The 26,882-nt window shown below is 37.9% G+C and carries 30 protein-coding genes; 6 read left to right on the top strand and 24 right to left on the bottom strand.

The features are described 5' to 3' along the window. Positions 1-363: 363 nt before the first annotated feature. Positions 364-573 (top strand): cold-shock protein, encoded by a 210-nt coding sequence (locus tag ACJZU6_RS09085; RefSeq protein ID WP_080157481.1) that lies wholly within the window; start codon positions 364-366, stop codon positions 571-573. A 79-nt stretch (positions 574-652) separates the two neighbouring features. Here the strand turns inward: ACJZU6_RS09085 and ACJZU6_RS09080 are convergent, their stop codons facing one another. The 9 genes from ACJZU6_RS09080 to ACJZU6_RS09040 all read right to left on the bottom strand — a co-directional run bounded on the left by ACJZU6_RS09080 (position 653) and on the right by ACJZU6_RS09040 (position 7,247). Then, positions 653-1,114 carry a GNAT family N-acetyltransferase gene (locus ACJZU6_RS09080; RefSeq protein ID WP_306341422.1) on the bottom strand — a complete coding sequence of 154 codons (462 nt, stop codon included), beginning with the start codon at positions 1,112-1,114 and terminating at the stop codon, positions 653-655. Between the two features lie 91 nt (positions 1,115-1,205). Continuing rightward, the gene (gene yeiP / locus ACJZU6_RS09075) at positions 1,206-1,778 is read right to left on the bottom strand and encodes an elongation factor P-like protein YeiP (protein WP_080157483.1); all 573 of its coding nucleotides are present in this window, start codon (positions 1,776-1,778) and stop codon (positions 1,206-1,208) included. Positions 1,779-1,986: 208 nt separating this feature from the next. Then, positions 1,987-2,406, bottom strand: a complete 420-nt coding sequence (locus ACJZU6_RS09070; protein WP_080157485.1) for a GNAT family N-acetyltransferase — start codon at positions 2,404-2,406, stop codon at positions 1,987-1,989. A 180-nt stretch (positions 2,407-2,586) separates the two neighbouring features. Continuing rightward, positions 2,587-2,802: a hypothetical protein gene (locus ACJZU6_RS09065; protein ID WP_080157772.1), complete on the bottom strand. Its 216-nt coding sequence runs from the start codon at positions 2,800-2,802 to the stop codon at positions 2,587-2,589. 200 nt (positions 2,803-3,002) lie between these two features. Next, the gene (locus tag ACJZU6_RS09060) at positions 3,003-4,388 is read right to left on the bottom strand and encodes an MDR family MFS transporter (protein WP_080157488.1); all 1,386 of its coding nucleotides are present in this window, start codon (positions 4,386-4,388) and stop codon (positions 3,003-3,005) included. A gap of 129 nt (positions 4,389-4,517) precedes the next feature. After that, entirely contained in the window at positions 4,518-5,315 is a 798-nt protein-coding gene (locus ACJZU6_RS09055) for a Cof-type HAD-IIB family hydrolase (RefSeq protein ID WP_408900139.1), read from the bottom strand. Between the two features lie 220 nt (positions 5,316-5,535). Next, complete coding sequence (locus ACJZU6_RS09050) at positions 5,536-5,712, bottom strand: hypothetical protein (protein WP_327768900.1); 177 nt, start codon at positions 5,710-5,712, stop codon at positions 5,536-5,538. Between the two features lie 118 nt (positions 5,713-5,830). Beyond that, positions 5,831-6,637 carry a Cof-type HAD-IIB family hydrolase gene (locus tag ACJZU6_RS09045; protein ID WP_080157492.1) on the bottom strand — a complete coding sequence of 269 codons (807 nt, stop codon included), beginning with the start codon at positions 6,635-6,637 and terminating at the stop codon, positions 5,831-5,833. A gap of 133 nt (positions 6,638-6,770) precedes the next feature. Beyond that, a complete protein-coding gene (locus tag ACJZU6_RS09040) occupies positions 6,771-7,247 on the bottom strand; it encodes a DUF417 family protein (RefSeq protein WP_080157494.1) in 477 nt (158 codons plus the stop codon). A 132-nt stretch (positions 7,248-7,379) separates the two neighbouring features. Between ACJZU6_RS09040 and ACJZU6_RS09035 the strand changes: the two genes are divergently transcribed. Beyond that, positions 7,380-7,949: a TetR/AcrR family transcriptional regulator gene (locus tag ACJZU6_RS09035; RefSeq protein ID WP_408900138.1), complete on the top strand. Its 570-nt coding sequence runs from the start codon at positions 7,380-7,382 to the stop codon at positions 7,947-7,949. Positions 7,950-8,194: 245 nt separating this feature from the next. Beyond that, a complete protein-coding gene (locus ACJZU6_RS09030) occupies positions 8,195-8,410 on the top strand; it encodes a hypothetical protein (protein WP_080157497.1) in 216 nt (71 codons plus the stop codon). Positions 8,411-8,493: 83 nt separating this feature from the next. On the opposite strand, the gene ACJZU6_RS09025 is transcribed toward ACJZU6_RS09030, so the two are convergent. Next, the gene (locus tag ACJZU6_RS09025) at positions 8,494-9,333 is read right to left on the bottom strand and encodes a methyltransferase domain-containing protein (protein ID WP_080157499.1); all 840 of its coding nucleotides are present in this window, start codon (positions 9,331-9,333) and stop codon (positions 8,494-8,496) included. 481 nt (positions 9,334-9,814) lie between these two features. Here ACJZU6_RS09025 and ACJZU6_RS09020 point away from each other — a divergent pair, with 481 nt between their 5' ends. Continuing rightward, on the top strand, positions 9,815-11,050 hold the full coding sequence (locus ACJZU6_RS09020) for an SGNH/GDSL hydrolase family protein (RefSeq protein ID WP_408900137.1): 1,236 nt from the start codon (positions 9,815-9,817) through the stop codon (positions 11,048-11,050). Positions 11,051-11,123: 73 nt separating this feature from the next. Here ACJZU6_RS09020 and ACJZU6_RS09015 read toward each other — a convergent pair whose 3' ends face one another. Both ACJZU6_RS09015 and ACJZU6_RS09010 read right to left on the bottom strand, forming a co-directional pair. Then, complete coding sequence (locus ACJZU6_RS09015; RefSeq protein WP_408900136.1) at positions 11,124-11,693, bottom strand: beta/gamma crystallin-related protein; 570 nt, start codon at positions 11,691-11,693, stop codon at positions 11,124-11,126. Positions 11,694-12,035: 342 nt separating this feature from the next. Next, entirely contained in the window at positions 12,036-13,199 is a 1,164-nt protein-coding gene (locus ACJZU6_RS09010; RefSeq protein WP_408900135.1) for an alpha-hydroxy acid oxidase, read from the bottom strand. Between the two features lie 358 nt (positions 13,200-13,557). Here ACJZU6_RS09010 and ACJZU6_RS09005 point away from each other — a divergent pair, with 358 nt between their 5' ends. Together ACJZU6_RS09005 and ACJZU6_RS09000 are read left to right on the top strand one after the other, a co-directional pair. After that, on the top strand, positions 13,558-14,370 hold the full coding sequence (locus ACJZU6_RS09005) for a peptidyl-prolyl cis-trans isomerase (RefSeq protein WP_408900134.1): 813 nt from the start codon (positions 13,558-13,560) through the stop codon (positions 14,368-14,370). A gap of 70 nt (positions 14,371-14,440) precedes the next feature. Then, the gene (locus ACJZU6_RS09000; RefSeq protein ID WP_408900133.1) at positions 14,441-15,379 is read left to right on the top strand and encodes a HupE/UreJ family protein; all 939 of its coding nucleotides are present in this window, start codon (positions 14,441-14,443) and stop codon (positions 15,377-15,379) included. A gap of 81 nt (positions 15,380-15,460) precedes the next feature. Here ACJZU6_RS09000 and ACJZU6_RS08995 read toward each other — a convergent pair whose 3' ends face one another. The 12 genes from ACJZU6_RS08995 to ACJZU6_RS08940 form a co-directional block, all read right to left on the bottom strand. Then, positions 15,461-16,198 (bottom strand): hypothetical protein, encoded by a 738-nt coding sequence (locus ACJZU6_RS08995; protein ID WP_408900132.1) that lies wholly within the window; start codon positions 16,196-16,198, stop codon positions 15,461-15,463. A gap of 15 nt (positions 16,199-16,213) precedes the next feature. Then, the gene (locus ACJZU6_RS08990) at positions 16,214-17,272 is read right to left on the bottom strand and encodes a ParB N-terminal domain-containing protein (RefSeq protein WP_408900131.1); all 1,059 of its coding nucleotides are present in this window, start codon (positions 17,270-17,272) and stop codon (positions 16,214-16,216) included. Between the two features lie 289 nt (positions 17,273-17,561). Continuing rightward, complete coding sequence (locus ACJZU6_RS08985; RefSeq protein ID WP_408900130.1) at positions 17,562-18,152, bottom strand: hypothetical protein; 591 nt, start codon at positions 18,150-18,152, stop codon at positions 17,562-17,564. Positions 18,153-18,448: 296 nt separating this feature from the next. Beyond that, positions 18,449-19,753, bottom strand: a complete 1,305-nt coding sequence (locus tag ACJZU6_RS08980) for a tyrosine-type recombinase/integrase (protein WP_408900129.1) — start codon at positions 19,751-19,753, stop codon at positions 18,449-18,451. Further along, on the bottom strand, positions 19,753-20,727 hold the full coding sequence (locus tag ACJZU6_RS08975) for a hypothetical protein (RefSeq protein WP_408900128.1): 975 nt from the start codon (positions 20,725-20,727) through the stop codon (positions 19,753-19,755). Before ACJZU6_RS08975 ends, ACJZU6_RS08980 begins: the two co-directional genes overlap by 1 nt. A 3-nt stretch (positions 20,728-20,730) precedes the next feature. Then, the gene (locus tag ACJZU6_RS08970) at positions 20,731-20,934 is read right to left on the bottom strand and encodes a hypothetical protein (RefSeq protein ID WP_408900127.1); all 204 of its coding nucleotides are present in this window, start codon (positions 20,932-20,934) and stop codon (positions 20,731-20,733) included. Beyond that, positions 20,931-21,299 carry a phage tail protein gene (locus ACJZU6_RS08965; protein WP_408900126.1) on the bottom strand — a complete coding sequence of 123 codons (369 nt, stop codon included), beginning with the start codon at positions 21,297-21,299 and terminating at the stop codon, positions 20,931-20,933. The genes ACJZU6_RS08970 and ACJZU6_RS08965 overlap by 4 nt, the downstream gene beginning before the upstream one ends. Positions 21,300-21,307: 8 nt before the next feature. Next, entirely contained in the window at positions 21,308-24,280 is a 2,973-nt protein-coding gene (locus tag ACJZU6_RS08960; RefSeq protein WP_408900125.1) for a phage tail tape measure protein, read from the bottom strand. 112 nt (positions 24,281-24,392) lie between these two features. Continuing rightward, on the bottom strand, positions 24,393-24,962 hold the full coding sequence (locus ACJZU6_RS08955; RefSeq protein WP_060999070.1) for a hypothetical protein: 570 nt from the start codon (positions 24,960-24,962) through the stop codon (positions 24,393-24,395). Positions 24,963-25,031: 69 nt separating this feature from the next. Further along, a complete protein-coding gene (locus tag ACJZU6_RS08950) occupies positions 25,032-25,520 on the bottom strand; it encodes a phage major tail tube protein (RefSeq protein ID WP_060999072.1) in 489 nt (162 codons plus the stop codon). Then, positions 25,513-26,688 (bottom strand): phage tail protein, encoded by a 1,176-nt coding sequence (locus ACJZU6_RS08945; RefSeq protein WP_408900124.1) that lies wholly within the window; start codon positions 26,686-26,688, stop codon positions 25,513-25,515. Before ACJZU6_RS08945 ends, ACJZU6_RS08950 begins: the two co-directional genes overlap by 8 nt. After that, a complete protein-coding gene (locus ACJZU6_RS08940; protein ID WP_408900123.1) occupies positions 26,685-26,882 on the bottom strand; it encodes a hypothetical protein in 198 nt (65 codons plus the stop codon). Before ACJZU6_RS08940 ends, ACJZU6_RS08945 begins: the two co-directional genes overlap by 4 nt.

Below are 26,882 nucleotides of genomic sequence, written 5' to 3'. Positions count from 1 at the left end.
CCGCATAAATGCAAGCTTAATAAACACTAATACTATTTGATATAGCATAAAAACCTTATCCTTTTTTGACCACTTCCACCTTTCTCACCATAAGCATGAAATAGCATAATATTCCAACATGTTATTTTGTTAAAGGGGTCACATTATTGGTTTGTTCTTACAAGAGAAACTTGCCCTTTTAAAGTGAAAATGGCCTAATACTCATGGTTTTATTAAAGGCCTATTTATGCAACAAATTGAAAGAGAAAACTTCGATACACTGTTCAAATGGTCACAGTTGTCCTGAAGCGGTTCATTATTCTTTTGTACATAAGTAAAACAGCGTAATGTACGCTATTAATTTATTTTTTCAGGAGACATAACATGTCTAAAGCAACTGGTATCGTTAAGTGGTTCAACGATGAGAAAGGTTTCGGTTTTATCACTCAAGACAATGGCGGCGCTGACGTATTCGTTCACTTCCGTGCTATCACTGGTGAAGGCTTCAAATCTCTAGCTGAAGGTCAAAAAGTTTCTTTTGACGTTGAGCAAGGCCAAAAAGGTCCTCAAGCTGCTAACGTTGAGCGCGTTTAATTTTTCAACGAACAGTTGAAAGAAGTAAAGGGTATCTTAGATACCCTTTTTTTATAACTATTCTTTATGTAACCGCAGATCACACCACTGCGTGTACCATTTTTACGCGTGGTTGATCGAGACCAAAATAATCACTTTCTTGTTCAACATCCTTAAAACCCAACTGTTGATAGAGCTTTTTAGCATGATTATTCGGGTGTACCGTTAACCAGAGCTTTTTGCATCCAGCTAATGTAGCCATGGCCTCTTGCATTAATTTTTTACCCACACCGCGTCCCTGTACGCTAGTATCAACTGCTAACGCCAATATCCACCCTTCTGATGCTGTTAATGACAGATCATTAAACTGAGGCGCACACAGCACATAGCCAACAACATTATCGAGATCACGAGCGACTAATAATCCAGCGGACCAACAATCATAAGCTTGGCGAATAAAAAAATCAGGATAGCCATGCTCACCAAACAACCGCTGTTCTAACTGATACACCGCATATAAATCTTCTTTTTTAGCAACACCAATCGTTATTGTCTGAACCACATTATTCCCTATGCATTATGTTTACGATGAGTATAAAAAAGCCAGCGTCGAATAAACGACACTGGCTTTATAAAACAATAATAACTAATTATTATTTATCAGCACGGCTCATGAACTTGTGTTCAGCGGTGTTGATTTTAATTTTTTCACCATTTGCAATGTACTCAGGAACTTGAACAACAAGACCTGTAGACAATGTTGCAGGCTTAGTACGAGCACTTGCAGATGCGCCTTTAATTGACGGATCTGTCTCTACAATTGTTAGTTCTACTGTTGCTGGTAGTTCTAGTGCAACAGGTGCACCGTCTACAGTCAATACTTCAATACCTTTAGTATCTTCAGTGATGAACAGTAATTCTTCTGCAATTGCTTCTTTAGTGAAAGTGTATGGAGTGTAGTCTTCATCATCCATAAACACATATTCTTCACCATCGATGTATGAGAAAGATGCTTTTTGACGACGGAAATCTGCCAATGTAATCATTTCATCAGCTTTAAAGCTAACGTCTGATTTTGAGCCCGTTGCAACATCATAAATACGCATACGGTAAAGACTTGCGCCTGCACGACCACTAGGCGTTAGCTTAGTAATTTCTTTAACTAAAGCTACTTTACCGTTAAGTTCAATAGCAGCAAATTTTTTAATATCACTAGCCTTTGGCATGATCATTATTCCAAAAATAAATAGTGGTGAGAAATTACACCAAGATACAGATTTATAGCAAGTAATATGATAGTCCAATCTCTATTTTTTTGCATTGATCTACTAACATGGTCAATAGATAGACAAGACAATAATCAGATCTTCTTATTACACTGTAATTATGACTTTATATAACGTACTACTCATAACAAGCAATATAACCATTATATTAAGGCAGGACTAACTCACTAATATCCGTTAATACCCACGCACTATTCTGTTCTTTAAAACCAATTTTAGAATAATAGCCTGCTGCTTTTGGGCCGGATAATGAAACTATTTTACAACGCTCAGCCACAGATTCTGCAGCCACTAAAATAAGGTATTTACCAATGCCCATCGATTGAACACTTTCATCAACCACAAGATCAGATAAATAACAACAATCATAAAAATCTGTCATTGCACGCGCCAAACCAACAAGCTGCTCATCAACCCATGCCGTTACAATTAAATTACTGTTGTTTAATATGCCTTGGACAATCGCTTCATCATCAATTGATCGACATTCATTTAGTGCTGTTTTGTTCATTAATTCAATGTATTGATTTACTGTAATCGGATGATTAACTTTATAATCGATTTCCATTTTAACCCTTTGACACTAACGCTTTCTATGACGTGAATACTACACTAGATTGTGATTATAACGTGCCAATATCAACAATTAATTTACTACTATAAGGTTCAAAGATGAAATACAGGGAGGAAATTACAGGCAAAAAAATAGTGACGTAATAATCAGTATTATTACGTCACTAGTAATATTTTACTTACTTTCAGATGTATAACTGGAATATGAGCAGTAATAGCAACCATTTGATTGAGGATATATCTTTTTAGCTGCCTCTAATGCAGTACTACAGGCAGTATGATAACCAAGCGCATCACAATTTTTTGAACCTGGGCTGTGGCTACATGTTGCTGTATGAATTTCATGATCGCCGTTATCTTGCGCATTTTTATCAACATAAAACAAACTCATAATCACCTCTGAATAGTAGTATTCTTGAATAAAGACATTACTCCTATCAAATTGTAGGAGATACTCAATAATCCCAATAGTTAGATTTGTATCACTTTCAGTTGGCAACATTCGCCTCTGAATAATAATACTGTGATTAACCCGCTTTATTTAGATATTACCCTCAGTCTTTGTATCACATTATTCCACAATTGATTTATTTATGAATCTATCTCAACTTCATCTGATAATGGGCGTTTCTTTAAGGCAAACACAGCCAAAATCAAGGCAACGACAGCGACGACTGCCATCATAAGATAAGTTGAAGTAAACCCAGACTCTAACAGACGAGAATCAACCCCCGCTAAACCATTTTCACTACTCGCCAACACATTATCAGGCAATTGGAAATGGAAAACCGCAGAACAAACAGCAACACCAATAGCACCGCCTAACTCACGTCCAAAATTAAATAATGACATACCAATACCACGATCTCGCGGTGGTAATACATTTTGTACAACCACACTTAAAGCTGGCAATGTAAAACCCAATCCAAGACCGGCAAAAATAAGTGCTAATTTCACTTCAAAATCAAAATGTAATTGCCATAAAGCCAAGGCAGTCATTAAAAATCCAAGCATGACGAAAATTTTATAATTACCCCAACGTGCGATTAACTTACCGCCAATAAATGCGCCGGTTGTAATACTAAACATGAAGATCATCATAAATAATCCACTCTCTGATGCGGTTAATCCTTTTTGCCATTGAAGCTGTAAAGGAAAATAAACCAACACGGCAAACATCAGTAACTGTGAACATAAAATTAAACTCACGCTAACTAAGTAACCAGGCAAACGCGCTAAACGAGCAGGAAGGATTGGATCTTTCGCAAATTTTTCCACAATATAAAGCAGTATTAACGATAACAATAACGCACCTGACACCCAACCTATTGGAAGTTGAGATTCAGGAGATAACAGTAATAACACCAGTGTCGTCACACTGATAAGCAGTGCCGCCCCTTTCCAGTCAAATGGCGATTTTCGACCTTTACTTAAATGAGATAAAGTACGATTAACCATCAATAAAGCCAGTAAACCTAATGGTAAATTGATCCAAAAGATCCAGCGCCAGTTAAGATGTTCTGCAAAAAAACCACCCAGTAATGGCCCTGCAATACTGGATACCGCATAAACAATCGAAATATAACCTTGATATTTACCGACAATACGAGCAGGAATACTGTCTGCAATCACCGTAAAGGCTAATGCAATTAAGCCTCCGCCACCCAGTCCTTGCAAAACACGACTTGCAATTAATTGGCCTAACGTGTCAGATAATCCACATGCGATAGACCCTAACATGAATAAGACAATACTCACATTGAGCATCTTTACACGGCCGAAAATATCACTCAATTTACCGTAAACAGGAAGAACAGCGGTTGCTGCTAATAAATAAGCCGTTACGACCCAAGTTAATGCCTGTCCTGCATTGAGATCCTGACCAATAAGAGATAATGGTGTAGTAACAATACTTTTTTCTAGCGATCCTAAAGCAATAACAAGTGCAACACTGGCAAATATGCGTTGAGGTGACATTCCTTTCCCTTTATTTAAGAATACAAATACAACTCACTGTATTGCTTCATTATATTTAAAAACATCATCATCAAAACAGTTTGAATAATTTGTTAATATCTAAATAAAATCAATACTCTGTCCCAATATTTAGTTTAATACTTTCTCTTTAATCACTGTCATTACACCTTGGTCATTGTTGCTCGGTGCATGAAAGCGCGCTAGTTGTTTAATTTCAGGATGAGCATTGTCCATTGCATAACTAAAATAGGTTTCTTTTAGCATTTCAACATCATTTAAGAAATCACCAAAGCTCATGCTTTCTTCAAACGTAAAATCAAAAATACGTTGTAATTCTTTAATCGCAGCACCTTTAGAGGCGGTTTTATGCATCACATCAAGCCATACTTTAGCACTGATCACTACTTGATGAGTTTGAGAATATAACGGCGCAATAATGGGATATACCAGCGCCTCGGTACCATTAAAGTTAAGTACCGCAATCTTAATAAATTCATCGTTAACAGCCAGTAAATCATTAACGAATTCAAGATTATGGTAATATTTTTTAATTTCTTCTAGCGCGTGTTCGTCTGTTGTTTCAGTATAAGCAGAATTTTTACCACAGAGAACAATGAAGGTATTATCAATCGTTTTAATACTAGTAATAATGGCATGAATTTCAGGAGTAGGAATGGTTGAACTGTAAAGCTCTTTGCCTTGGTGCATCACTAACGTACCGTTTTCAGCAATAAATAACATCTTGTCTTTAATTGGCTCAAACGTATTCGCTAAGCTCTGATACTGTCGGCCAGACGCCGCAGCAAACAGAATATTTTTAGCATCCAATTGATTAAATACTTCGTAAAAATCAGCAGGAAGTACCTTATCATCACTCAGTAACGTGCCATCCATGTCTGTTGCGATAAATTTGATTGAAGATGTCATAAACAGTAATTATTCCAACATTTTATTATTAATATTGAATATTCTACCTGTTAATGAGGTTAATTTTAATCAAAAAGCCAATGACTTGAGCGATAAAGCTGATCTACATTAAATAATATGCTCAAAATTTATAGTAAAACGAACACATCATATTATCTATTTATCTTTCAATACAAAAAACACCATCACATTGCATAATGGTGTTCTTTCAACGGAACAATTAATGATGATTGCTCCTTTTTTTCTTTGATGGTGATTTTACTTCTGCGTTACAGCAACCCCCAATATTTTCTTTTTTTGCTTTTAGGTATAACTGTATAAATAAAAAGAACATAAAGAATAAAAAAACAACGACAGAAATAATGACATATAAAGGAAATAGTTCATCTGTATTCATAAAATGCGCCTTGGTTATGCAATATATCAACAACCTAAATAAGAATGTAATTCATTACCAATATTTGTCAATGGAATTTATCTTCTCACTTAAGCGTAAAAAGGGCATCTCTTACCTATCATTCGTGACACTGTAACACCTGCTGTTTAATTACAGTAACAACGCCCTGCTCATTATTACTTGGCGCAATAAACCGAGCTAATGTTTTAATATCAGGATGAGCATTACTCATTGCGTAACTAAAATAGGTTTCATTAAGCATTTCAACATCATTGAAGAAGTCACCAAAACTCATACTATTTTCAAATGTAAATCCAAATTGATCACGCATAGCCTTAATCGCCTGCCCTTTGGATGCTTGTTTATCCATAAAATCTAGCCATGTTTTACCACTAACAACAACTTGATGGGTATCAGAAAATAAAGGGGTGACGAATGGATAAACATGTTCTTCAGTACCGTTAAAGTTTAATACTGATATTTTAATCACCTCATCATCGACATCTAATAAGTCATCAACAAACATAATGTGATGACAATATTTCATGATTTCTTGCTGAGCCTGTTTATCCTTAGTCTCTGTGTAAGCTGATTTTTTGCCACATAAAACAATGTGCGTATGTTCAATATTGCGGACGGTATTAATAATAGTATCCGTTTCAATTTTAGGAATGGTTGCACTGTAAAGTTCTTTACCTTGATACATCACTAAAGTGCCATTCTCGGCAATAAAAAGTATCTTATCTTTTATGGATTCAAACATTTTTAATAACGTGAAATATTGTCGACCAGACGCGGCAGCAAATAAAATGTCTTTGGCATCTAACGCATTAAATACGTCTAAAAAATCATGCGGAAGCTCATTTACATCATTCAGTAAAGTACCGTCCATATCTGTTGCAATAAATTTTATCGGTAATGCCATTACTATTATTACTCCGATTATATGTAAACTAATTAAGTGACAATATATTACCCCTAAAGTCTCAACTAGCATATAACAGCGACCCTCTTTATGTTCAAAGAGCATCGCTATATATTATAGAATGAGTTGAGTTTTATAATTGTTTATTTGCCGCTGATAATAGTTTTTTATTGTGTTCAACAACCATTATTGCAATTGCTAGAAATAGAATGTCTTTAACTAAAAAGAAGTTCGCTACAGGAACACTATCAACTATTTTCCAAGTATTAGGTGTCGTAAATAAGAAACTAAGTGTCATGATAAAAATAGCACTAGCGATAAGACCAGAAAAATAACCTACTCTAGGATTAAAGAAACCATAAATAAGCCCAATGGCCACCACTATCTCACTTAAACCAACCAGATTAGACACGGTTTGGACTGAGAAGAAATGGTATGTCCACCCCATTAAGGGATGATTTTTAATAAGCGGTTCAATTGCTGCCGCTTCCGTTGGCGTAAATTTAAAAATACCAATCCACAATAAAACTAACACAACGCCGAAAACACCTAATTTATACCCTACCGTTGTTGCTGGTGGTGCTACTGTATTTGTTCTTAAACTTTCCATATTGATCCTACCTAACTAGATTGAACTAAACTGTTCAGTTCAATCTAGTGTGTGAGCGTTTATCTGTCAAGAGTTTTGAACTAAACAGTTTATTTTGTTATGATCAAGGGAATGACAAAAGAGGTAAGATTCATGAATAAACAACAAGAAAAGCGATTGAATATTATTAATAAAACAATCACTTTATGTGCGCAATATGGCTTCCATGGCACCAGCATGGATACGATTACGACTGCAACAGGAGTATCAAAAGCAACCATATATAAATATTTCATTTCAAAAGAAAATCTTATAAAAGAAGCGCTTATTTTATTCAGTGAACGCGCCTTGAATCACCTCGATCTTACGTTTTCTGACCCATCGCTAACACTCGAACAAAAGCTATCAGAACGGTTTGATCTCTTAGTCGCATTAGTAAAAGATGATTTATTTAATGGGTGTTATTTTCAATTAGCCTATAGTGAATTTAACCATACTGACGATAATATTGCAGATATATGCAGTGGCTATAAGAATATGCGTGTCGATATGATTAAAGCGTTGTTAATTGAAAATAATATTAATAATGCTGAACTTAAATCACAGCAAGCAGAATTAATCTTTAATGGCCTACTTGCATCGTTACAAATAACAAAAAACACCAATTTAATTCCGATGGCAAAAGAAATGTATCTCAATATTATTCTTAATGATAATAAGTAGTTATTTTAATGAGATAGCCATTATAAAAACATAATGGCCATCTAGCCTCTTTCCATAATGTCATATTTTAAATAATTTCACGTTTGACGTTGGTCACATATCAATAATAATTGTCTTTGATAATAATCATTATAATGGCATAAGGATAAATGTAAGTTTATTCGCATACATGTATAACAGCTATAATTTAATATAGCTATAACATATAGAATTATAAGTATGCACATGAAAAAAGGACAATTCATATGAAACTTTCTTTTATTTTCTGTTTATTATTTGTTTCAACATCAGCTTTCTCTAGTACTGACGTTATAAATTCAAAATTCCATAACCCAAATAACAAAAAGATCAGCCAAAAAATAGAAATACCAACCGTTATTGACAATAGAGTGATCAATTCAAAATTTCATCATCCTGGCAATAAAGCGCATCATGTTATAAAGAAAAACAAAAACAAATAATCGTGATTAAGCACCAATAAAAAAGGAGCCGTGACAATTACTCGCAACTGCGCATAATTATTTTCGGCTCCTACTCTACCGCATTACTTTTGGGCACTCACACCCATTAAGTGATCAATTTTCTGTATGTTTTTAAAACCAGCCGCTTTTAATCGACGGATAACTCCATCAACAAAACCGCTGCCTTTTTTCATGATATGCGGATTACCCGTATAATGAAAAAGACGTCCATCTTGACGTAACACACGGTAAATCTCACTATAAAACTCTTCGCTATACAGTTCACCAGCAAGAGAAAAACGTGGTGGATCGTGAATAACGGCATCAAAAGACATCGAAGGCATTGTCTCTATCAACTCAAAGCTACTGCCCTGACGTTGTTCAATCCCATCATTGTTCAAATCACTTGACCAAGGATTCTGAGCACGTAAACCCATTACAGATTCGCTTAGTTCAATGGTTAATACTTTTTTAGCACCTAAACGGTGTGCGGCAATCGCGGCGTAGCCTAAACCACTGCAGCAGTCGAGTACATTATCACCACAACGAACCGCTTGTTGCGCCATCTCTGATGCACTTTTGAAAGGATCGGTTCCTTTCGAGATATGCATTTTAACACCACTTATCTCAAGCAGTGGCGCACCCTCTGTTGGTGCTAATTTGTAATAACCTACACTGCGATCTTCTAACGGATCCATCTCGCCATCATTACAAAGATAAATTCTTTGCGTTTTTTTAACGATTTTTTTCAGATCAGCAATAGAAAGATGATTCTCTTCATCAAGAATTAAACCTTGATCATTTACGATAAAGTCTTGCTCTGTGAGATTAAGATCTGTCGATATTCGGACGCTAGAAAGTCCTTGCTTGATGGCATCTAATGCCTGTTGCGCATTTTTTGTATGAAGGTAATAGCCAAGCATAGTTCATTTATCTAATTGGAAACACTGATGGTATTATAACATAAAACAGAATTGTCATATCCCCATCGTGACTGACCCAATTACTCCGCATAAAATTAACAATATCATCACTGTTTAATAATATATTTCAGCATATTAGTTATCTTCCATGATAATTTAGCCATCATGGTAAAACATCGCTCACAACCACTTTTCTTAGCGCTTTAACCGCAAACCATACCTTCATTTATTCACATAAAGAATAACGTCAATTTACAGTTGATTAAATAAAGATACGATATGCTTGCATATCAAAACCAAAATAGTCTAATTAATCAATTTATTAGAAGAACATCCCACTATGGAATATAAAACATGACTCTTATTGCTGGCTCTATTAATGTAGCAAAACAATGCAACCACTGACATTGTCTGTGGATGTTATTTATCACTGTAATTAACAACTGTAATTAAAAAAGAATTATTAAAATAAAGGACTGTCATGAACAAGGCATATTTACTATTAACGTTATTAACCCCTTTTGCTGCAACTGCTTCTGATAACGTTCAACATATTGAAAATCATCCATCACAACAAAATGTCACACCCGATACTAACAATACTTATACCTATGTAAAATGCTGGTATCGCACCAGTGTCAGCCATGATGAACCCGCAACGGATTGGGCATGGGCTAAAAATAATGATAATAGTTATTATAAACTACCAGGTTATTGGTGGTCGTCTATTTCATTTAAGAATATGTTCTATACTGATGTATCAAATAAAGCAATCGCACAACGCTGTGCTGCATCTATCGATACTAATAATGAAAATGCTGACATTACGTTCTATGCTTCAGATATAAAGGCATCTTATAGTCATACAATCTGGACTAATGATACTGCGAATCAAGCTAATACAATCAATAGAATCGTTGCTTTTGGTGATAGCCTTTCAGATACGGGTAATACTTTTAATGGATCACAATGGCTATTTCCAAATAGTAATAGCTGGTTCCTAGGCCATTTCAGTAATGGTCTAGTTTGGACAGAATATCTTGCCAACGCAAAACAATTGCCATTATATAACTGGGCTGTTGGTGGCGCTGCAGGTGTAAATGAATATGGCATTCTTACTGGTATTTATGATCAGATTTCATCGTTCAACACATACATGAAATCTGCAAAAAATTATCACATTGAAAATACGTTATTTACTCTAGAGTTTGGTCTTAATGATTTTATGAATTACGACCGTAATGTGACTGAAGTAAAAAGTGATTACAGTACAGCGTTGATTCGTTTAACCGATGCAGGTGCCAAAAATATTTTACTGATGACATTACCTGATGCGAGTAAAGCGCCTCAATTTAAATACGCCACCGCAGATAAAGTTGCTTTAGTCAGTCAGCAAATTAAACAGTTCAATCTCTTTATAAAAGAACAAGCGGCTTATTATAAACAAAAAGGCATCAATATTACATTTGTCGATGCATATCAGATATTTGAAAACGTCACGTCTGAACCTCAAAAATATGGTTTTGTGAATGCAAAAGATGCTTGTATGGATATCAATCGTAGTTCATCAAAGGATTATCTCATCAGCCATAGTTTAACCAATGATTGCGCACAACACGGTTCAGATAAATATGTCTTCTGGGGTGTTACCCACCCAACCACAGCGATGCACAAATATATTGCTCAAAAAATTATTACCAGTGTTTCAATAAGCTAAAGAATGTTAATACTACTGGCACTAACTTTCGGTTAGTGCCAATTGTTTTAAATATATACGGTAAGATTAGTGATCAAAAAGTACTTAATATCTTAATTGAGCTTACTTGATTATCGAATTCTGTTGCATTAGCGTCACCACTATTACGTGTATAATAAACACCGCTATAATTGACACCTTCATAGAATCTTACCGACCATCCCATAGGAATATCATAAGACGACATTCGGTTATCAAAATTATAATCGCTCAAATTAGGAACATCATGAGTGATCTTTACAGACTCACCCCTTTGATTATTTTGGCTATATATTGAAATACCTTTACCTTTATATCGACCAATATCACCTTCCAAAGCAAGCGATGATTCAACACACTTTGCTTCTTTCGGTTTACAGAAAATACTGCCTTCGCCCTGTGATTTTTCACAACGACGTTGCACTTTATAACGAGCCATATCCTCTGTTACACCAACATCAGCAAAAACATCACGAAAAGGTTGTAAAGTACACACATAAACGCGACCGCTATTACTACCATTGTTGTTATTAAGATTATTTACATTTTTAAACTCAAAATGTAAATCTGCATATGAAGCAGTACTGAAACCTAAAAGTGTGGTTAAAAAGAGTATTTTTTTCATGACTACTTACTCAAATATAGCAAAATAAATTATTACTATAAGGTTAATAAACGGATGGCATAATAACACTAAGAAGAATTAATTAATATAATACAGTGTACAAATATTCCTTTTAGATATACTAAAAAGCGACATTAGAATACCTTTATTTTATAAACTTAATCTTTTATCGAACGTTGACCTTTAATTTATTCTTAAAAACAATGAATTTATAATATATCGGAAAGACCATGAGCATTGCTCACTATATTGTAAAAATAAACAGACTGCGTTAACCAATAAAAAAGGTGCACTCAGTACACCTTCTTATCATGCTTATTTGTAATATCAATAAACAGTTAATTACCAAAGATTTTTAATTTGAGCCAGATGATTCGGCAAATCTTGTGGTTTTTCACAACACACTTGTTCCATTACTTGCTGAAGTTGCTTTTTCAACATATTCATTGCGTGATAGCCCCCATTTTGACCAAGAGCACCCACACTGTACATAAAACTACGGCCCATAAATGTAAAGTCCATGCCCGCAGCCAGCGTACAAGCAATATCAGAACCTTCTCTAATACCACTATCCATCATAATAGTTGTTTGGCCTTTACAAGCATTAATAATTTCAATGCCTTTACTAATGGTTGATGGACCCGCATCCAATTGACGCCCACCGTGGTTTGAAACGATGATCCCATCAAGACCGATTTCAATCGCTTTTTTCGCATCTTCAACAGTAGATAACCCTTTTAGCACTAAGTTACCGTCCCACTTATCACGTAACTTACGTACTTTCTCTTCACTTAAACGTCCATTAAATGTTTTATCCATAAACAACGCTAAGTGGTGCATATTCATTGAACCAGACATATATTTGGTTAACGATTTAAATTCCGGCTTACCTTTAGCTAATGTCTCCAATGCCCACTCAGGAGAAAGCATAATTTGCAGCATATTTTCTGCTGTCATTTTTGGCGGCATCGCCAATCCATTTTTTATTTCTTTAGGACGATAAGCAAAGGTGGGAACATCCGATAATAATACTAAGGTTTTAACCCCTGCCGCCTTACAACGGGCAAGTAAATCATCCGTAATAGCATCATCAACAGGGTGATAAAGTTGAAACCACATTTTACCCTCAGTAATTTCAGCAATAGTTTCAATCGACGCAGTAGAAACCGTACTCAATACAAACGGTACATTATGATCAAAAGCCGCTTTAGCTAAAATCTCAGGTGCTTGCGGCCAAATTAAGCCTTGAAGTCCAACGGGGCTTACACCAAATGGCGCATCGTAAGTTTCACCAAACAATGTAGTTTTTAAAGACACATCCTTATAATCTCTTAAATAATAAGGAATAAGTTCAAGCTTGCGAATATCATCAGTGTTTCGTCTTAAACCAATTTCATTATTACAACCGCCATCTACGTATTCAAACGCAAACTTCGGTAACCGTGATTTGGCTTTTTTTCTTAGAAGATCGATGGATGGATATGCAGTATTAAAATAGTCTTTCATGACAGTTCCTTTATTATTTTGATAATATTTTTATTGGAATTCATAACTGAACTTTATCTTTCTATTCCATATATATCACAAAAAAAATAAACAACTATCACTTTCACACTCTATAAGTAAGAATTTACATTTTGATATTTAGAGTATAAATATAATTGTATTTCATCATTAAATACGAACTAAAAAGCCCGTAATTCTTATATTTTTATAGAGGAAGATGTTATTAAAAAGTCTCAATCTATTAAAATAAGACAAAGACAAATTAATGCTATTGATAATGAAAAACAATCGTATTCATTAGTCATACAGATAATCTATGTATGCTTGTGGGGTATTTTACTGAAAAAGACTCCATGACATGTTAAACACTGTTTTGCTTTGGCTTAAAAAATTCATCAAAGATCCATTTTCACACTTCCTAATAGCAGGTGCGATCCTGTTTATTTGCTATTCGTTTTATCATTCAAACACTTCTTCTACCAATAAAGTAATAATCACACCATCTCAAATCACCCAACAAAAACGTGATGACATAAAATATTTTGGCACCCCACCTTCCCATGTGATGTTAAATAGCGATATAAACCAAGCTGTTTTGCAACAAATACTTTCTCAAGAAGCACTTAAGCTTGGCTTAGAAAAAGGCGATCCCAACCTTAACGCGATGTTAATGCAACGTTTCATCTCTTATACAACCCAAATAGCTAAAATAAATGCGGCGAATACCACGTTATTACACCGCTATTATGTCGCACATCGTCAAAACTACCGTTATCCAGATATGTACTCGCTATGCTATCACTTCCTATCACCTCAAGAGCAAGCACATTCAAAACAAATGCCCGCATCTCAACAATGCTTAAGCCGTATCACCAAGCAAGATCTATTATCTAAACTAGGTTCATCGATAGTGACAACTTTAAATACTATCACGCCTAAAACATGGTCTAAGCCAATCAATACTCCATTTGGCCCGATTACCGTTAAATTAATTCAATACAAAAAAGCGGGAATTCTAAGCTTTAAAGACGCAAAATCAATGTTAACAAATGACTATACCAATGCTGTTATTCATACAAAAATAGCCAACGTGATAGACAAATACCGTATTGAACTTCCCGCTAACTCTGGCATCGTAGTCACAACAAAGACCTTACTTAAAAATGTATAAGCATAACTTTTACACTGCCCTATGTGCGGTTTTATATATAACATTGAATTTGGTGTGGAGCCCACAAGTAGTGGCTCATCCTTATCAGCCAGCAGTAGGCTTAATAAGCCAAATAAATAACCATCAATATGAATTAATCCTAAAACTACCCGTAGTGGCTGGAGAACACACCAAAATTACTCCAGTACTTACCGATGGTGGTAAAATTCATTTACTAAGCACCCAAAATAGTCTTGATGGTTTTGGAATGGATCTACAACGTTATTTATTGGTATTTCCAATCACAAGCACCGCCCCAATGATTACATTCCAAGGGTTAAACAATATTCAGCTCTTAACGCAAACCACCAGCCAACACGGCCAAATAAACACCCTAGTACTTTATAAAGGCCATAGTCATTTATTATTAGCGGGCAAAGTAAGCACTTGGTCGACTATAAAGCTATTTGTAACCTTAGGCATAACGCATATTTTAACTGGCATCGACCACCTTATGTTCGTCGCTGGTCTACTGCTATTTACTCGTGATTTTCGTACCTTTTTAAAAGCTATTACGTGTTTTACATTGGCACACAGTATTACGTTAAGTTTATCGGCACTTAATTTAATTCAGATACCCGAGCCACCCGTCGAAGCCGGTATTGCGTTGAGTATCTTATTTTTATGCTATGAGTTAACACGGCCTAACAATAAAGATCAACCAACATTGAGCCGACGATTCCCGTGGCTGATCTCGTTTTCATTTGGACTATTACACGGTTTAGGCTTTGCAAGCGCATTAAAAGCTGCGGGACTGCAACAAACCAGCATTCCTTTAGCATTGGCATGTTTTAATGTTGGCGTTGAAATCGGACAGCTTATCTTTCTAAGTATATTATTAACGATATTAAAAATTTGCTCTAAAATTGTGTTTTTCCAGCAACGGTTCTTTCAACAAGCACCGTTATATATCATGGGAATTATGGCTTCATTTTGGTTTATTCAGCGGGTTTACATTGTATTTCACTAAACTTGAGATGGCTAACTTTCAGATTAAAAGCATTCAAATCTAATTAGCTCAAGTAAGAATGGCATGGATGCCACCTTTATATTAGGAGATAGCTAGCAGTTTCATTAACTCCGCAATGATAGAAAAATAATGAAAAGGCCAATGAGCTAAACTTATACTGGATTGTTTACCAATCCAATCTTTACCTATTGCACATTGTCCTAAATATACTTGTATTTGCTCATAGTTATCATCGTCAGGAAACGGAGTCCAAGCTACAATATCTAACCCTCCATCACCACTATTTTGAACTGAAAAGTGCTTAGGATTATATGTCGTTGGACACTTTAGATCACTTGCGAGCTTATCTATCTTCTCAGTAAGTTTCCCAACATAACGGTCATCACTGTATGAGGATTTCCCAAAATGATAAATAATAGAATTATTATTAAGGTATTTTGTTAAAATCAACGTAGAGATCTGTTCAAAATCTGACTCAAGAATATTACCTGTCCTAACAATTTTTTCATTTACTGAACATAATAATAAAAAAATATATATACGTTTTCTATCACACAGCAAACTCTTAAGTGTTAATTTTTTCGTATCATAATCAACAATAAAAGGATAATCACCATCATAATGATTAGCTCTTGCATCCAACAAAGCAAAAAGATTAGTCAAATCATCAGTGTCTTTTGTCGGGTAAAGTGTTGTTAAATAATCCGAATCTAGACCTAACTCTCCTCGAGATAAAGCATTAATCTCTACAAAATCACAATGATGGTGCAAGTTGATAAATGGCTCTGCAATTTGAGCTGTGATGTTATTAAAAACCACAAAGATTACCTTTTATCAGTTATGATTAATTCGCTTAAGTAATTCTTCCGAATATTTAATGATTTTTCGAAGACTTGCCGAATCAGATTCTGTAAAGTCATCTACATCAACAATACTGATCAGTGCTTCTTTAAGTTTCCTTTCCGCACCAAAAACCGACTCCCTGTACCCCACTGATTTATCGATAGTTAATTCATAAGCTGAATCCAAATCACGACTACTAACAAAATAGTCGTAACTTTCTTGATTGCTCAAAATATTACAAAACTTAGCTAACTGCCCGCTGCTAGCATTCATAGCTGTGCGATGATTTGTGTCTTTTTGAAAAAACCACTCAATAAGCTGCTGAAAATTTTCAGCTTTAAGTCCAGATAATACATCTAATTGATCAAAATCGATTCCAACAAAAGAACGTATTTCCGGTCGGTTTAATGAATCCATAAGATAAGTAAAGTGGAAGGTTTCTTCATTCAAATTAAGTATATTATAAAAATCATTCCGTTCTATCATTTCATATAAATCATACGATACAATTAAACGTTGGACATACGGCCCTCTACTACCTATTTGTTTTGCAAGTTCTCTATATTGACCTTGCGTTACCTCACCATCAGCTACATCTGTCATCATCGACTTTAGGTAACGAGCCTTAGCTAATGGAGACCACTCTTTTACTCCTGTGACATGCCTAAAACCAAGATATTTTTCAATCTCATTTCTAGCATCGAATTTGATAACGGGAATTTCAGTAGGTCTTTGCGTAGTTAACGCTTTAACTTGTTTAACTGAGCCAATTTGAATTGCAGGCTCGATTATATCGTTTAACAGCATCAATGACGCTAAACGACGGTTTCCTTCTATAACAACTAATTTCCCATCTTCTTCAACAACAAGTAATGGCTCCCCAGGGAAAAATCCATTTGAACCAATAGCCAACATTAATTCAACAAGTGAAGCATCCGTAAGCATCCAATTAACAATATCTTCGTTGCTTGAATGTTGTAGTCTTAGTGGCAACCGTGGATTGCTAGGGTCCAGTTTGAGGTTCGTTAAATTTACAATTTCATAATTCATATTGAGGACCTAATTTGTTACGCTATGCTTAATTATATTAATAAATCACATCAACGTATCATCCCTAAAAGTACTTGAATATTACCTTTAGGCGCCCAATAAACCAAGATAATTTAAAACAAGGCCTTTTAAGTAATCACCCATAACGTTACGCGTCACGATCTATCCTTCACCACCGAAAATGGTCTAAATCACAAACCTCGGTGGTGGTGGCTAAGAAAGCCCGAAATTTTTTATTTCCCGAGAGTCGCACTCGTTTGAACCTTTCAGGCCCCCGGAAGAACCTAAGTTATAAAGATATCTCTTTATGATAGAACTTATAATCACTCCATAACCAACATGAAAAAATGTATTTATCACCACTAACAAATTGATTATTAATATTAAAAATATCAATTTGGTTAATAAAGTTAGCCATCATTCTATCTGCAGCCACTTCATTCGCCTGTTGAAAAATAAATAATTTCATAGGAGATTTAGCAATTAATAATTTTTGAAAATCAGAGTTCAATCCATTTATATCCCACTCAGATTCAACAACTAGCTCAACATTTTTAATGTAATCACCATCATAATTTAGCCATGTAATATCATAAAGCCACTCACCTTCATGAGACTCATCACAAGAAGAAGCATAAACCCAAAAGCCTTGCTCTTTACCTAATCGGCATAAATCATTCTTTATTTTTCTGGTCCACTCACCAGTACTCCAATCAGAATTAATACCGATATCATTAACCGCATCTAAAGTGAATTTTATTACGTCTGAGTGCATCATTAATCCATTGCTAATATAATATTTAATTTTTATATTATGATTAACAAAAAACATATTCAACAAATCACGTATTGAAAAAATGATAAGTGAACTCCATTCCACCACATTTTCTTACTACAAAAATTCTCACTAAATACCCCCTTTCCCAAACCGTCTTCAACAAGGTACTCGCCCACGAACTCGACAACTCACAACGCTCGGCTATCTGCTCTGCTGTTACCTTTTCACCAGGCATAATCGACTGCAGAACTTTCAACTGGGTTTTACTCAATTTGATTAAGCCAACTTGATGAGGAGCTGCTCGTGCAGCCTCCATCAAATTAGCGTTGATTTGTTCGTTTTTCGTACAAATCTGCATTCTTATTATCATCCGCTGAGGTTTATAATGAAAAGTGGCTTCAAGCCAGTCTGGATAAGGGTTTATCGAGGATTGGATTTTGAATCGAGACAGGTGCTAGACAGGTACACCATCCTTTTTTAAGCCATTTATGGTACGTTTCTAACGCTTCTTTCTTCTGTAATTCCATATGTGTGTGGATATAAGCTTGATCTAGCTTATCCCTAGCATGGTTAAGCAGTGATTCACAAACAATGTAATCAACCCCCAATTCAGCCCATATTGAACGTGCTCGCTTTCTAAGATCATGTGCACTCCATGCTTTCTTTGATACTCCTCGCACCCATTCACTGGCTTTAGCACTGTGGATTGGCTGATTATTCCAACGAGATAATGGGAACAAGTGATCACTGTTATAGCCTAGCGCACGTTGCCATGCTTGATACGAACGTAATAGTTCAATCATCTCAGTGGTAAGTGGATAGCTCATTGCTACCCCATTCTTGGCGTCTTCTTTAGGAATTAGCCACCGCTTTTCAATAAAACTGATGTTCTTCCATAAAGCCTTTCTGGTTTCACCAATACGAGAACCATGCGCTAACATCATCATCAGTAATAATCGTTGTGGTGGTTGCTGTTGGCCAATCGCCGGCAAGATATCAATCAGGTCTTCCGTATTCACTCGGCAGCCTTTGATTTGGGCTTCTGTAACAGAGAAAGTCTCAGGAAAAAACGTCTTAAATTGCACCTCTGATAACGGATTAGCGGTGATGTGTTTCAATCGTCTAGCGATAGAGAAAGCCGTTTTCAATAGAAAGAAATTCGCCCTCACATAACTCACTGAATAGCCTTGCTCAAACATAGGCTGAATCAAGGCACTGTCTATCTTTTGATGGTCCATATCCGTGATAGCAACCCCATGAAATAGGCTCATCACATGCGTTTCAGCCATGCTTTTTAGGTTATTCAATCGCTCTTTCGTGGAACGTTTTAAGGTACATTGCCGCTGAACATGCCAATCAACCAACTGATCTACCGTTTCAAACCGATTACATTCAATGGCTTTACCTTTGGCTATTTGGACTGATACCGCACTCACCACATCCATAATGTCTTTGGCCTGAGTACCAGGATATTTCGCAATACGATATGGGTATTGTTTGCCCGCTTCATAACGATAAAACCACCACGTTCCACCGGTTCGAGAAGCGTTAAACCGCAAGTAAAGTGGGCATCGAACATCTTTTAACTGACGAACACGTTGATCATTAATATGTCGTTTGATTTGAGCATCAGATATTTTTACGGGAAGGGTTGCAGAAAAGAAGGCATGTTGATTAAAGCGAATTTTACTGTTTGTGATCATTACTCACCTATTAACGTGGCTTGAATACTCATTCGATTGGGTTGTAACCCTTGACCAGAGAACGACACTTGATCAACAGAACATTGACCTTTAAAGGCGCGAGGGAAAGTGTCATCAAGTAGCACTAGCCCTTCCGCAAAAATAGTGGGATTAGGCGGCGCTTCAATACTGATTTTCCGTCCTTGCCGTTGCATTTTTCGAAGCTCTGCAGCACACGCTTGTTCTGCTTCCTTCTTGGTGTTCTTATCTTTGCCTAATGACTTAAACGGTTTACTTCCCACTTTGACCTGTTGCCGGCTTCCATCTGCAGTTGAACTATAAAAAGCCTTAACACCACTAAAATCTTGTCGACCATCTAATTCTGCAGACACATTAACAAAGTCACTATTGCCCGGATGATTCACCACAGGGAGTGACAGCGTAACGCTTTCAATACGCTTACCTGAAGCACTACGTTGTTCACCCATTGGCACAAAGATAAACCGCCCTTCAACAGGTTTCGCTATTGCATCATAAGACTTGGCCAAGCGATTCATAAATGCCGGCGTACTTTCATCAGAACGATCGATATGCTCGATTTCAATTTTTTGTAATCGTGGATGGACAAAAACATCAAAGCCATGAGGGGTAAGACAGTCATACACGACTTGTCCTACTGTTGTTTTATCCCAACTGCACGACTTACGTTCACGATAACCACTTTCATCTTTGATAGAGAAAGGCGCAACGGTGAGAACTAACGTGATCTCTCTTGGGTATAAATTCACTGACCGTTTTGATATCTGAAAACTATCCCGTACAACATCCCCCAATCGCACCGAATAACGTTCACCTTTGGGTGGCAGTCCATCAACATCATCAGAGCTCACCACCAAAGTGACGTTATCGCCTTCGGTACCGTTGCCATCATTCAACCGCCATGACTTTAAACGGTCCAAAATCAAATCTGCATTATTGCCTATTAAATGAAACATTCCTTAATCCCATGATTTAGTAACACGTTGCGTTTTAGGTACCTGCTTTACTTGAGGTAACACCACTTCGGTATCGACAAAAAAAACCTCACGCCGAACGTGAGGATTTAATTGATAGAAGGCTTGTTCTAATTGGTCATTATCTTGGCCTGTGTGCTTATAGAGTAAATCCGTGATCAAATCACCGGCTTTGGCGCTTACCTTCACTCGCGGTACTCCTTCAATTGCAGCATGACATCTGTCACCATAGCTTGGCCGTTATGGATCAATGCCGACTTACCTTCTTTCAGTTGTTGGATCGTCCACTTACCTAAGTTAATACCTTGGCCATCACTGACTTGTTGTGGTAATTCAATCAACGTTCGCAGCTTTTCAACCGACTCTTGCGCCCCGTATTGCAACCACTTAGCGGTTATATCAAGGGTTTCAAGCGGTTTCCCTGTCATTTCAGAGCGAGCGTCATAAATCAAACTGACTTCTGAATACGCGCCTGGTGATGTTCGCTCAAACTTCATAATCGGTGTTTTGTCACCCACAGAAAAAACGAACTCACCAATCACTAAATGGTGCATAACGATCCTTAGCTATCTCTATCAATAGCGGCATAACTAAATTGGGTGGATAAGGTGTTCTCGCCCATTAATGACGATAATTGTTGGTTCATTTGACGGGTAATTTCTTGCGCTATTAGCTTTTCATCTTGACCCGCTGCAGCTGTTATTTGAAAGGTAGGTGAAAATGATATGGGTGGGCTTTGCTTGGCCATCGCTTCTTTGCTTTGAACTTCATCGACCTTTTTAGCGGTTTCTTCAGGTGTATCGAGTTTCTTGCCAAACCACCCGCCGAGCATTTCACCACCCATGCCACCGGCAATAGAACCCAACAAACCACCAATCGCAGTACCGATACCAGGTAAAATGAAAGTACCAATGGCAGCACCTAGCGCACCGCCGCCCATAGAGCCACCAATATCACCTAATGCACCGCCAGTTTGTTCCATATCGCCATTAATGACACCTTCAGCAACAGAAGAAGCATTCATCATCATTCCTAGTGGTTTCAATACCTTGGTCAGCCCTGTCTTACCCACGGTTTCAGCAATATCACCACCAATACCAATCACATCCATAGTATCTGATGCCATTGCGCTCATGGGTGTTAACGCTAATCCTGACCCCGCCAATGCCATGGCCATACCTTTAGGCGTGATATGACTCATCAATGATTGAGCACCAGAGCCCACCTTTTGAGCGATACGGCTTTCAGTCACCGTATTAACCATCGAACCTAAACCCGTAGATTTATCTTTTATAGTCGTTAATGGTTTACCTTGAGGATCAATAACATCTGATGCTCTTGCCGTCATGGGCAGTAAAGCCGATCCTGCTAAAGCTAAGCCAGCCCCTTTGGGTGAAAAGACATGATCCATTAAAGACTGAGTGCCAGAGCCCACTTTTTGAGCCATGCGACTTTCCATAACAGAGCTAAGTAACCCACCAAGTCCTTTACGACGACCACGAACACGGCGACGACCTTTACGCTTTTTACGGGAACGAGCGTCTTTACCGACACTGCTACTGCCTTTATTTTCAGTCCCTTGGCTAGATGAAACAGCCGCATTTAAGCTTCGCCAACGTTTGGCAGCCAATGCTGCAATCCGTCCACCGTCTTGGGTTTCACGGTTTAAACCTTTCGTAAATAAACGGGTTTTATCCATCGAATTACCAAAGACGAGCGATAAGGCTTTGCCTGCTAATAACACCCCTTTCAAACCAATAAATGCTGCAACACCAAGACCTACTGTTTGGGTAACACCGGTATTCGCTTCAGCAAAGTTAGCCAGTAAATCAACACCTTTACCTAACGGCTCAAGTACCCAATTAAGGGCTGGCAATAACGCACTACCAAACACCACACTGAGTCGATTTAACTTATTCACGAACATATCAATGCCACTGCCAGTGGTACTAAGTTTGGCATCATATTCTTGATTCAGTGACTCTCGATGAACCGATGTCTCTTCTTTTGATAGCGTTAACAGCTTGGTGAAATTTGCCATATTGCCCGAGAGTGATGCCACCGCGCCTTTAGATTCTTCACCAAATATCTGACTCAATATGGCGCTTTTATCTTCTTTTGGTGCCTGATTAACGGCATTAAGCACTTCAATCAAGGTCCCTGACGCATCGTCTTGCATTCTTGCAGCAATATCATCAGCATCTAAGCCAATTGAGGCCATTGCCTTTTGTTGAGTACCACTTGCTGCATCACCTAACGTCAATCGACCTGATATATTCTTCAAAGCCGTTGCTGCACGCTCTTCACCCATGCCTAATGACAATAGTGAAGCCGATAATGCCGTGGACTCATTAACCTTAAAGCCACCGGTTTTGGCTGATGCCCCTTCACGCGCCATCACACCCGCAATATCTTTCGCTTTGGCATTTGAGTTGTTTGAAAGGTAGTTAGCAAGACCAGCGACATTCATTGCCCCTTGTTGATCTACACCTAATGCCGCCTTAAAGATTGATAAAGTTTCACCGGCTTGACCCGCATCCATATCAAAGGCAACCCCCATCTTAGAGGAATCAAGCACAAAGCTTTTCAGCTCATTGATGTCTTTAATGCCGCTTTGACCACCTGCAGCTAACATCGCATTGATATTATCGGCACTCATAGGAGTAGTGGTTGAGGTTTTCAGCGCCCACGATTTTAATGCGGTGGACTGCTCATCACTCATGTTGACGACTTTTTTTACATCAGCAAATGAGGTTTCATTTTTAATTGCCGTCCAAATCGATCCAACAATCGGTGCTGCAGCTGCAGCCAATCCTGTTGCTTCACTGCCTATTTCACCTAACTTAGCTTTACGACTATCAATCCGACCTTGAATTGATTGCATCTCTTTTAATCGAGCATTCTGCTTTTCAAGGGCTAGAGTGGCTTTATCAGCTTGTTGCTTTAAACGGTTTTGTTCATCACCAAGCTTATCGGTACTCACACCCGCCGCTTGCAGTGAGCTTTTTAACTTGTTTAGCGTGTTATGTTGCTTTTCTTGCCTGTCGGTTAACTTACCCACTTTGCCGCTGGCACGTTTATAAGCGACAGAGAGATCATTAGTTTGGGCTTTGTTCTGATAAATCTCAGTATTGAGTGATTCAAGTCGAAGTTGGGCTTCTTTCAGCTTAACTTGTAAGGCTTGTGCCCCTTCCTTTGAGGCTTGTTGCATTTCCTGATTTAACCCACGAATTTCGTTCTGAGTTAAATTGTATTCACCCCGTAATTGGGTGGTTTTCTGCTTACTCTCAGCTATCGCAGCACTCAGAGAAGTCATGGTGCTTTTGGTTTCAGTTAATTGAGCAGACAGTTTTTCAGCTCTAAGCTCTGCCGCTTCAAAGCCTTTAATACCCTTTAGCTGACCATTTAATGACTGAACCTCACCCCGTTGTTTCGCCAGTGCTGCAGTTAACCGCTCTGTTGCGGTAGTAGTTGAAACAATGTCTTTAACGCCTTTGACTGACGCATCTAAGACAAAACTAATCTTTTCGGTCATTGTTTGACTCCGAGCTTAGATAAGATCAATTCATAACGCCGTAATGCCTGGTCTTGTGACCATTCTCTGAGTTCACTTTCAGTGGTATTACGGTGCATTGGGATCAAATCAATCAGAGCTTCGACGTCACGGGGCGAAAGTAATCCCCCGCAAGTTGAAAAAAAGCGCCCACCTGCGGTTTAATGGCCAAGTAATCATTCAATGCCATGGCGTCCATATCTTGTTTATCTAAATGGCACACCACGCGAAACATAAACTCTTCACGTTCGTAATGATCATCAATATCTGCCAATGCTTCAGAGTGTTTCACCTTAGGAACCGCAAATTTAATGTGACTAATGGTTTCTTCTAGCTCATTGGTAAATGGAAATGCCAAATCAAATTCAAAGTCTTTCCCCGTTAATGCGTGATCATTCATTTCATCGGATGGCGTTAAGATAAAAGCACGAATATCTTGATGTAATTGAGTGAAATCAGGCACCGACAACTCTTCAAACTCAGTCGGTGTTAAGTCCGTACAGGCTAAAATCATCGCCTTAAACTGCTTAAATTGTTCCGCTGCAGACAGATCATCTTTCATCACAAAAGGCAGCTTACGAAACGCACCTAAGGTAATGGTATTAATCGTTAATTTATGGCTACCTGAACGGGTAAAAAACGGAAGTGTAATTTGTTTATTCATTGTTTTCCCTAAAAATTCATCAAAAAAAGCGCCCGTAGGCGCTATTCGTTACTCAAGCTAAAATCAGATTTAAATGATGCCTGCTAATCCCATCAAATCGACACCACCAATGATCGTTTTACCCGTATTCACATTGATATCATGAACCAATAACCCCGTATCATATTGGGTATAGGCTTTACAGGTACCTTCAATGGTAATGGTGGGCTTCTCACCCATCTTCACTGCTTCTTTCTTAATTGCGGTGATCGGTCCATACATCGAATAGGTTTCCACATAGGGAACACCATCGGTACTTTTGCCTTTTTCAACCACGTTAATCTGAGCGTTACCCATGGTGTACTTACCCAAAGAACGCGATAACACCCCATGCTCACCTTTCACTTTTAACGACCAACTGAGCTTTTCTAAGCCTACGGTATCTTCAGAAGCGACAAATGCGCCTTCGTTATTGGCTAATTTGGCTTTCACTTCCGGTGGCGTAAAGTCCACGATTTCATTCATCAATGGCACAGATTCAACCTGTGCCGTAATGCGCATACGAATACGATCAGCCATTTACCACCTCATCAAGCCATGCTGCAATTAACCCGTTATCAACACTCATTTCATACACCATGTGTTCATTTGGTGAATAGCGGCCATAGTTCACGCATAGGAACCATCGACCCGCCGTGTAATTTTCAATATTATTCTTGGTAGGATGAAGAAAGGCTTTAAACACCGGGATCACAGTCTGCGCCACTAAGTCCTGCCCCCAATTAGTTAAACGATCAACTACTTGCTGCATGAACTCTTCAGTCAGTTGTTTACCTAATAACGGTTGGCTGGTTTCTTCTAACTTACGTGCCATCAAGTCTTCTAAACCAACATGAGAGATAAAACGTCCGGTATTAGTACGGTTACCAATAATCGAATAACCGCCCATGCGTGTATGCGCTATCGTCACCACACCATGTTTATTCAGAAAGTTCGCTTGCGTAGTTTTATCATTGATTTTATAGGCAATATTACGGGCGGTTTCATCACACACCACAGAGCGATTTTGTGGACTTTCCCAACCCGATACCGAAGCCATTGCCGCCACTAAAGCGATGGATGCTGGCATTAATACTTGTACGCCATCGTAAGTTTTCATAAACCAAGGATCTATGATGCACAACTTATCTTCGCCGGTTCCTTCAGCGCCAAACCCTGCTGCAAACTCAGCCGCAGCCATATCATTGGTGTTTGGGCCATCAAGCACAGGACGACAACGCACATCACGCCCAATTAACGCCAACTTTTGTCCTACTGCTTTTGAATGAAAACCAGGGGCAGCAATAATGGTGGGTGTTTCAGGGCAAGCCTTAACGGTTTCCAAACCACGAATAGCACCGGTTGCTGAATCCACACCACCAATCACATTGGCTTCTGTTTCTACCGTCGTCGCGCCGACTTCGACCACCGTGACATAGAGTGCGCATTTCACGTACTCAAACAAATAACGTACTACGGTAGGTAACGAGCCCTGACGGTTACCGGTTGAATCTAATGCCATCATTGCATCAGCATAATTCCATAACCGTGTTGGCTCGTTATAAGCAATGGTGCCGCGTTTATCGGGAGCCGTACCAATCAAGTGCACCACTTGTTGCGCTAATGGCCCCATACTTGGTTGCGGTTCAATAGTACGAACCTCAACCCCGTTTAATTCAAAATCTTGAATGGGTGCTAATGAACTCATTGTTGCTGTCCTTTGGCTTTTTGTTGAACAGGAAGTTGTGCCGGTTTTCCAATCTTGCCATTCATCAGCAAAAAGGCGGTTTGGGTTGGGTGTAAAGCAATGGTGTTATCTGCCGGTGAATACCAACGCCCATTTAAACGAAAAGGCTGCAAGATCGGATGATCTTGCAGCCCTGTTTGATTCAAGGTTGCCAT

It is taken from the genome of Photobacterium piscicola (assembly GCF_046058925.1).
Lineage (GTDB): Bacteria > Pseudomonadota > Gammaproteobacteria > Enterobacterales > Vibrionaceae > Photobacterium > Photobacterium piscicola.
The sequence above is the reverse complement of the archived record's forward strand: the minus strand, read 5'-3'. Positions and strand labels throughout refer to the sequence as shown.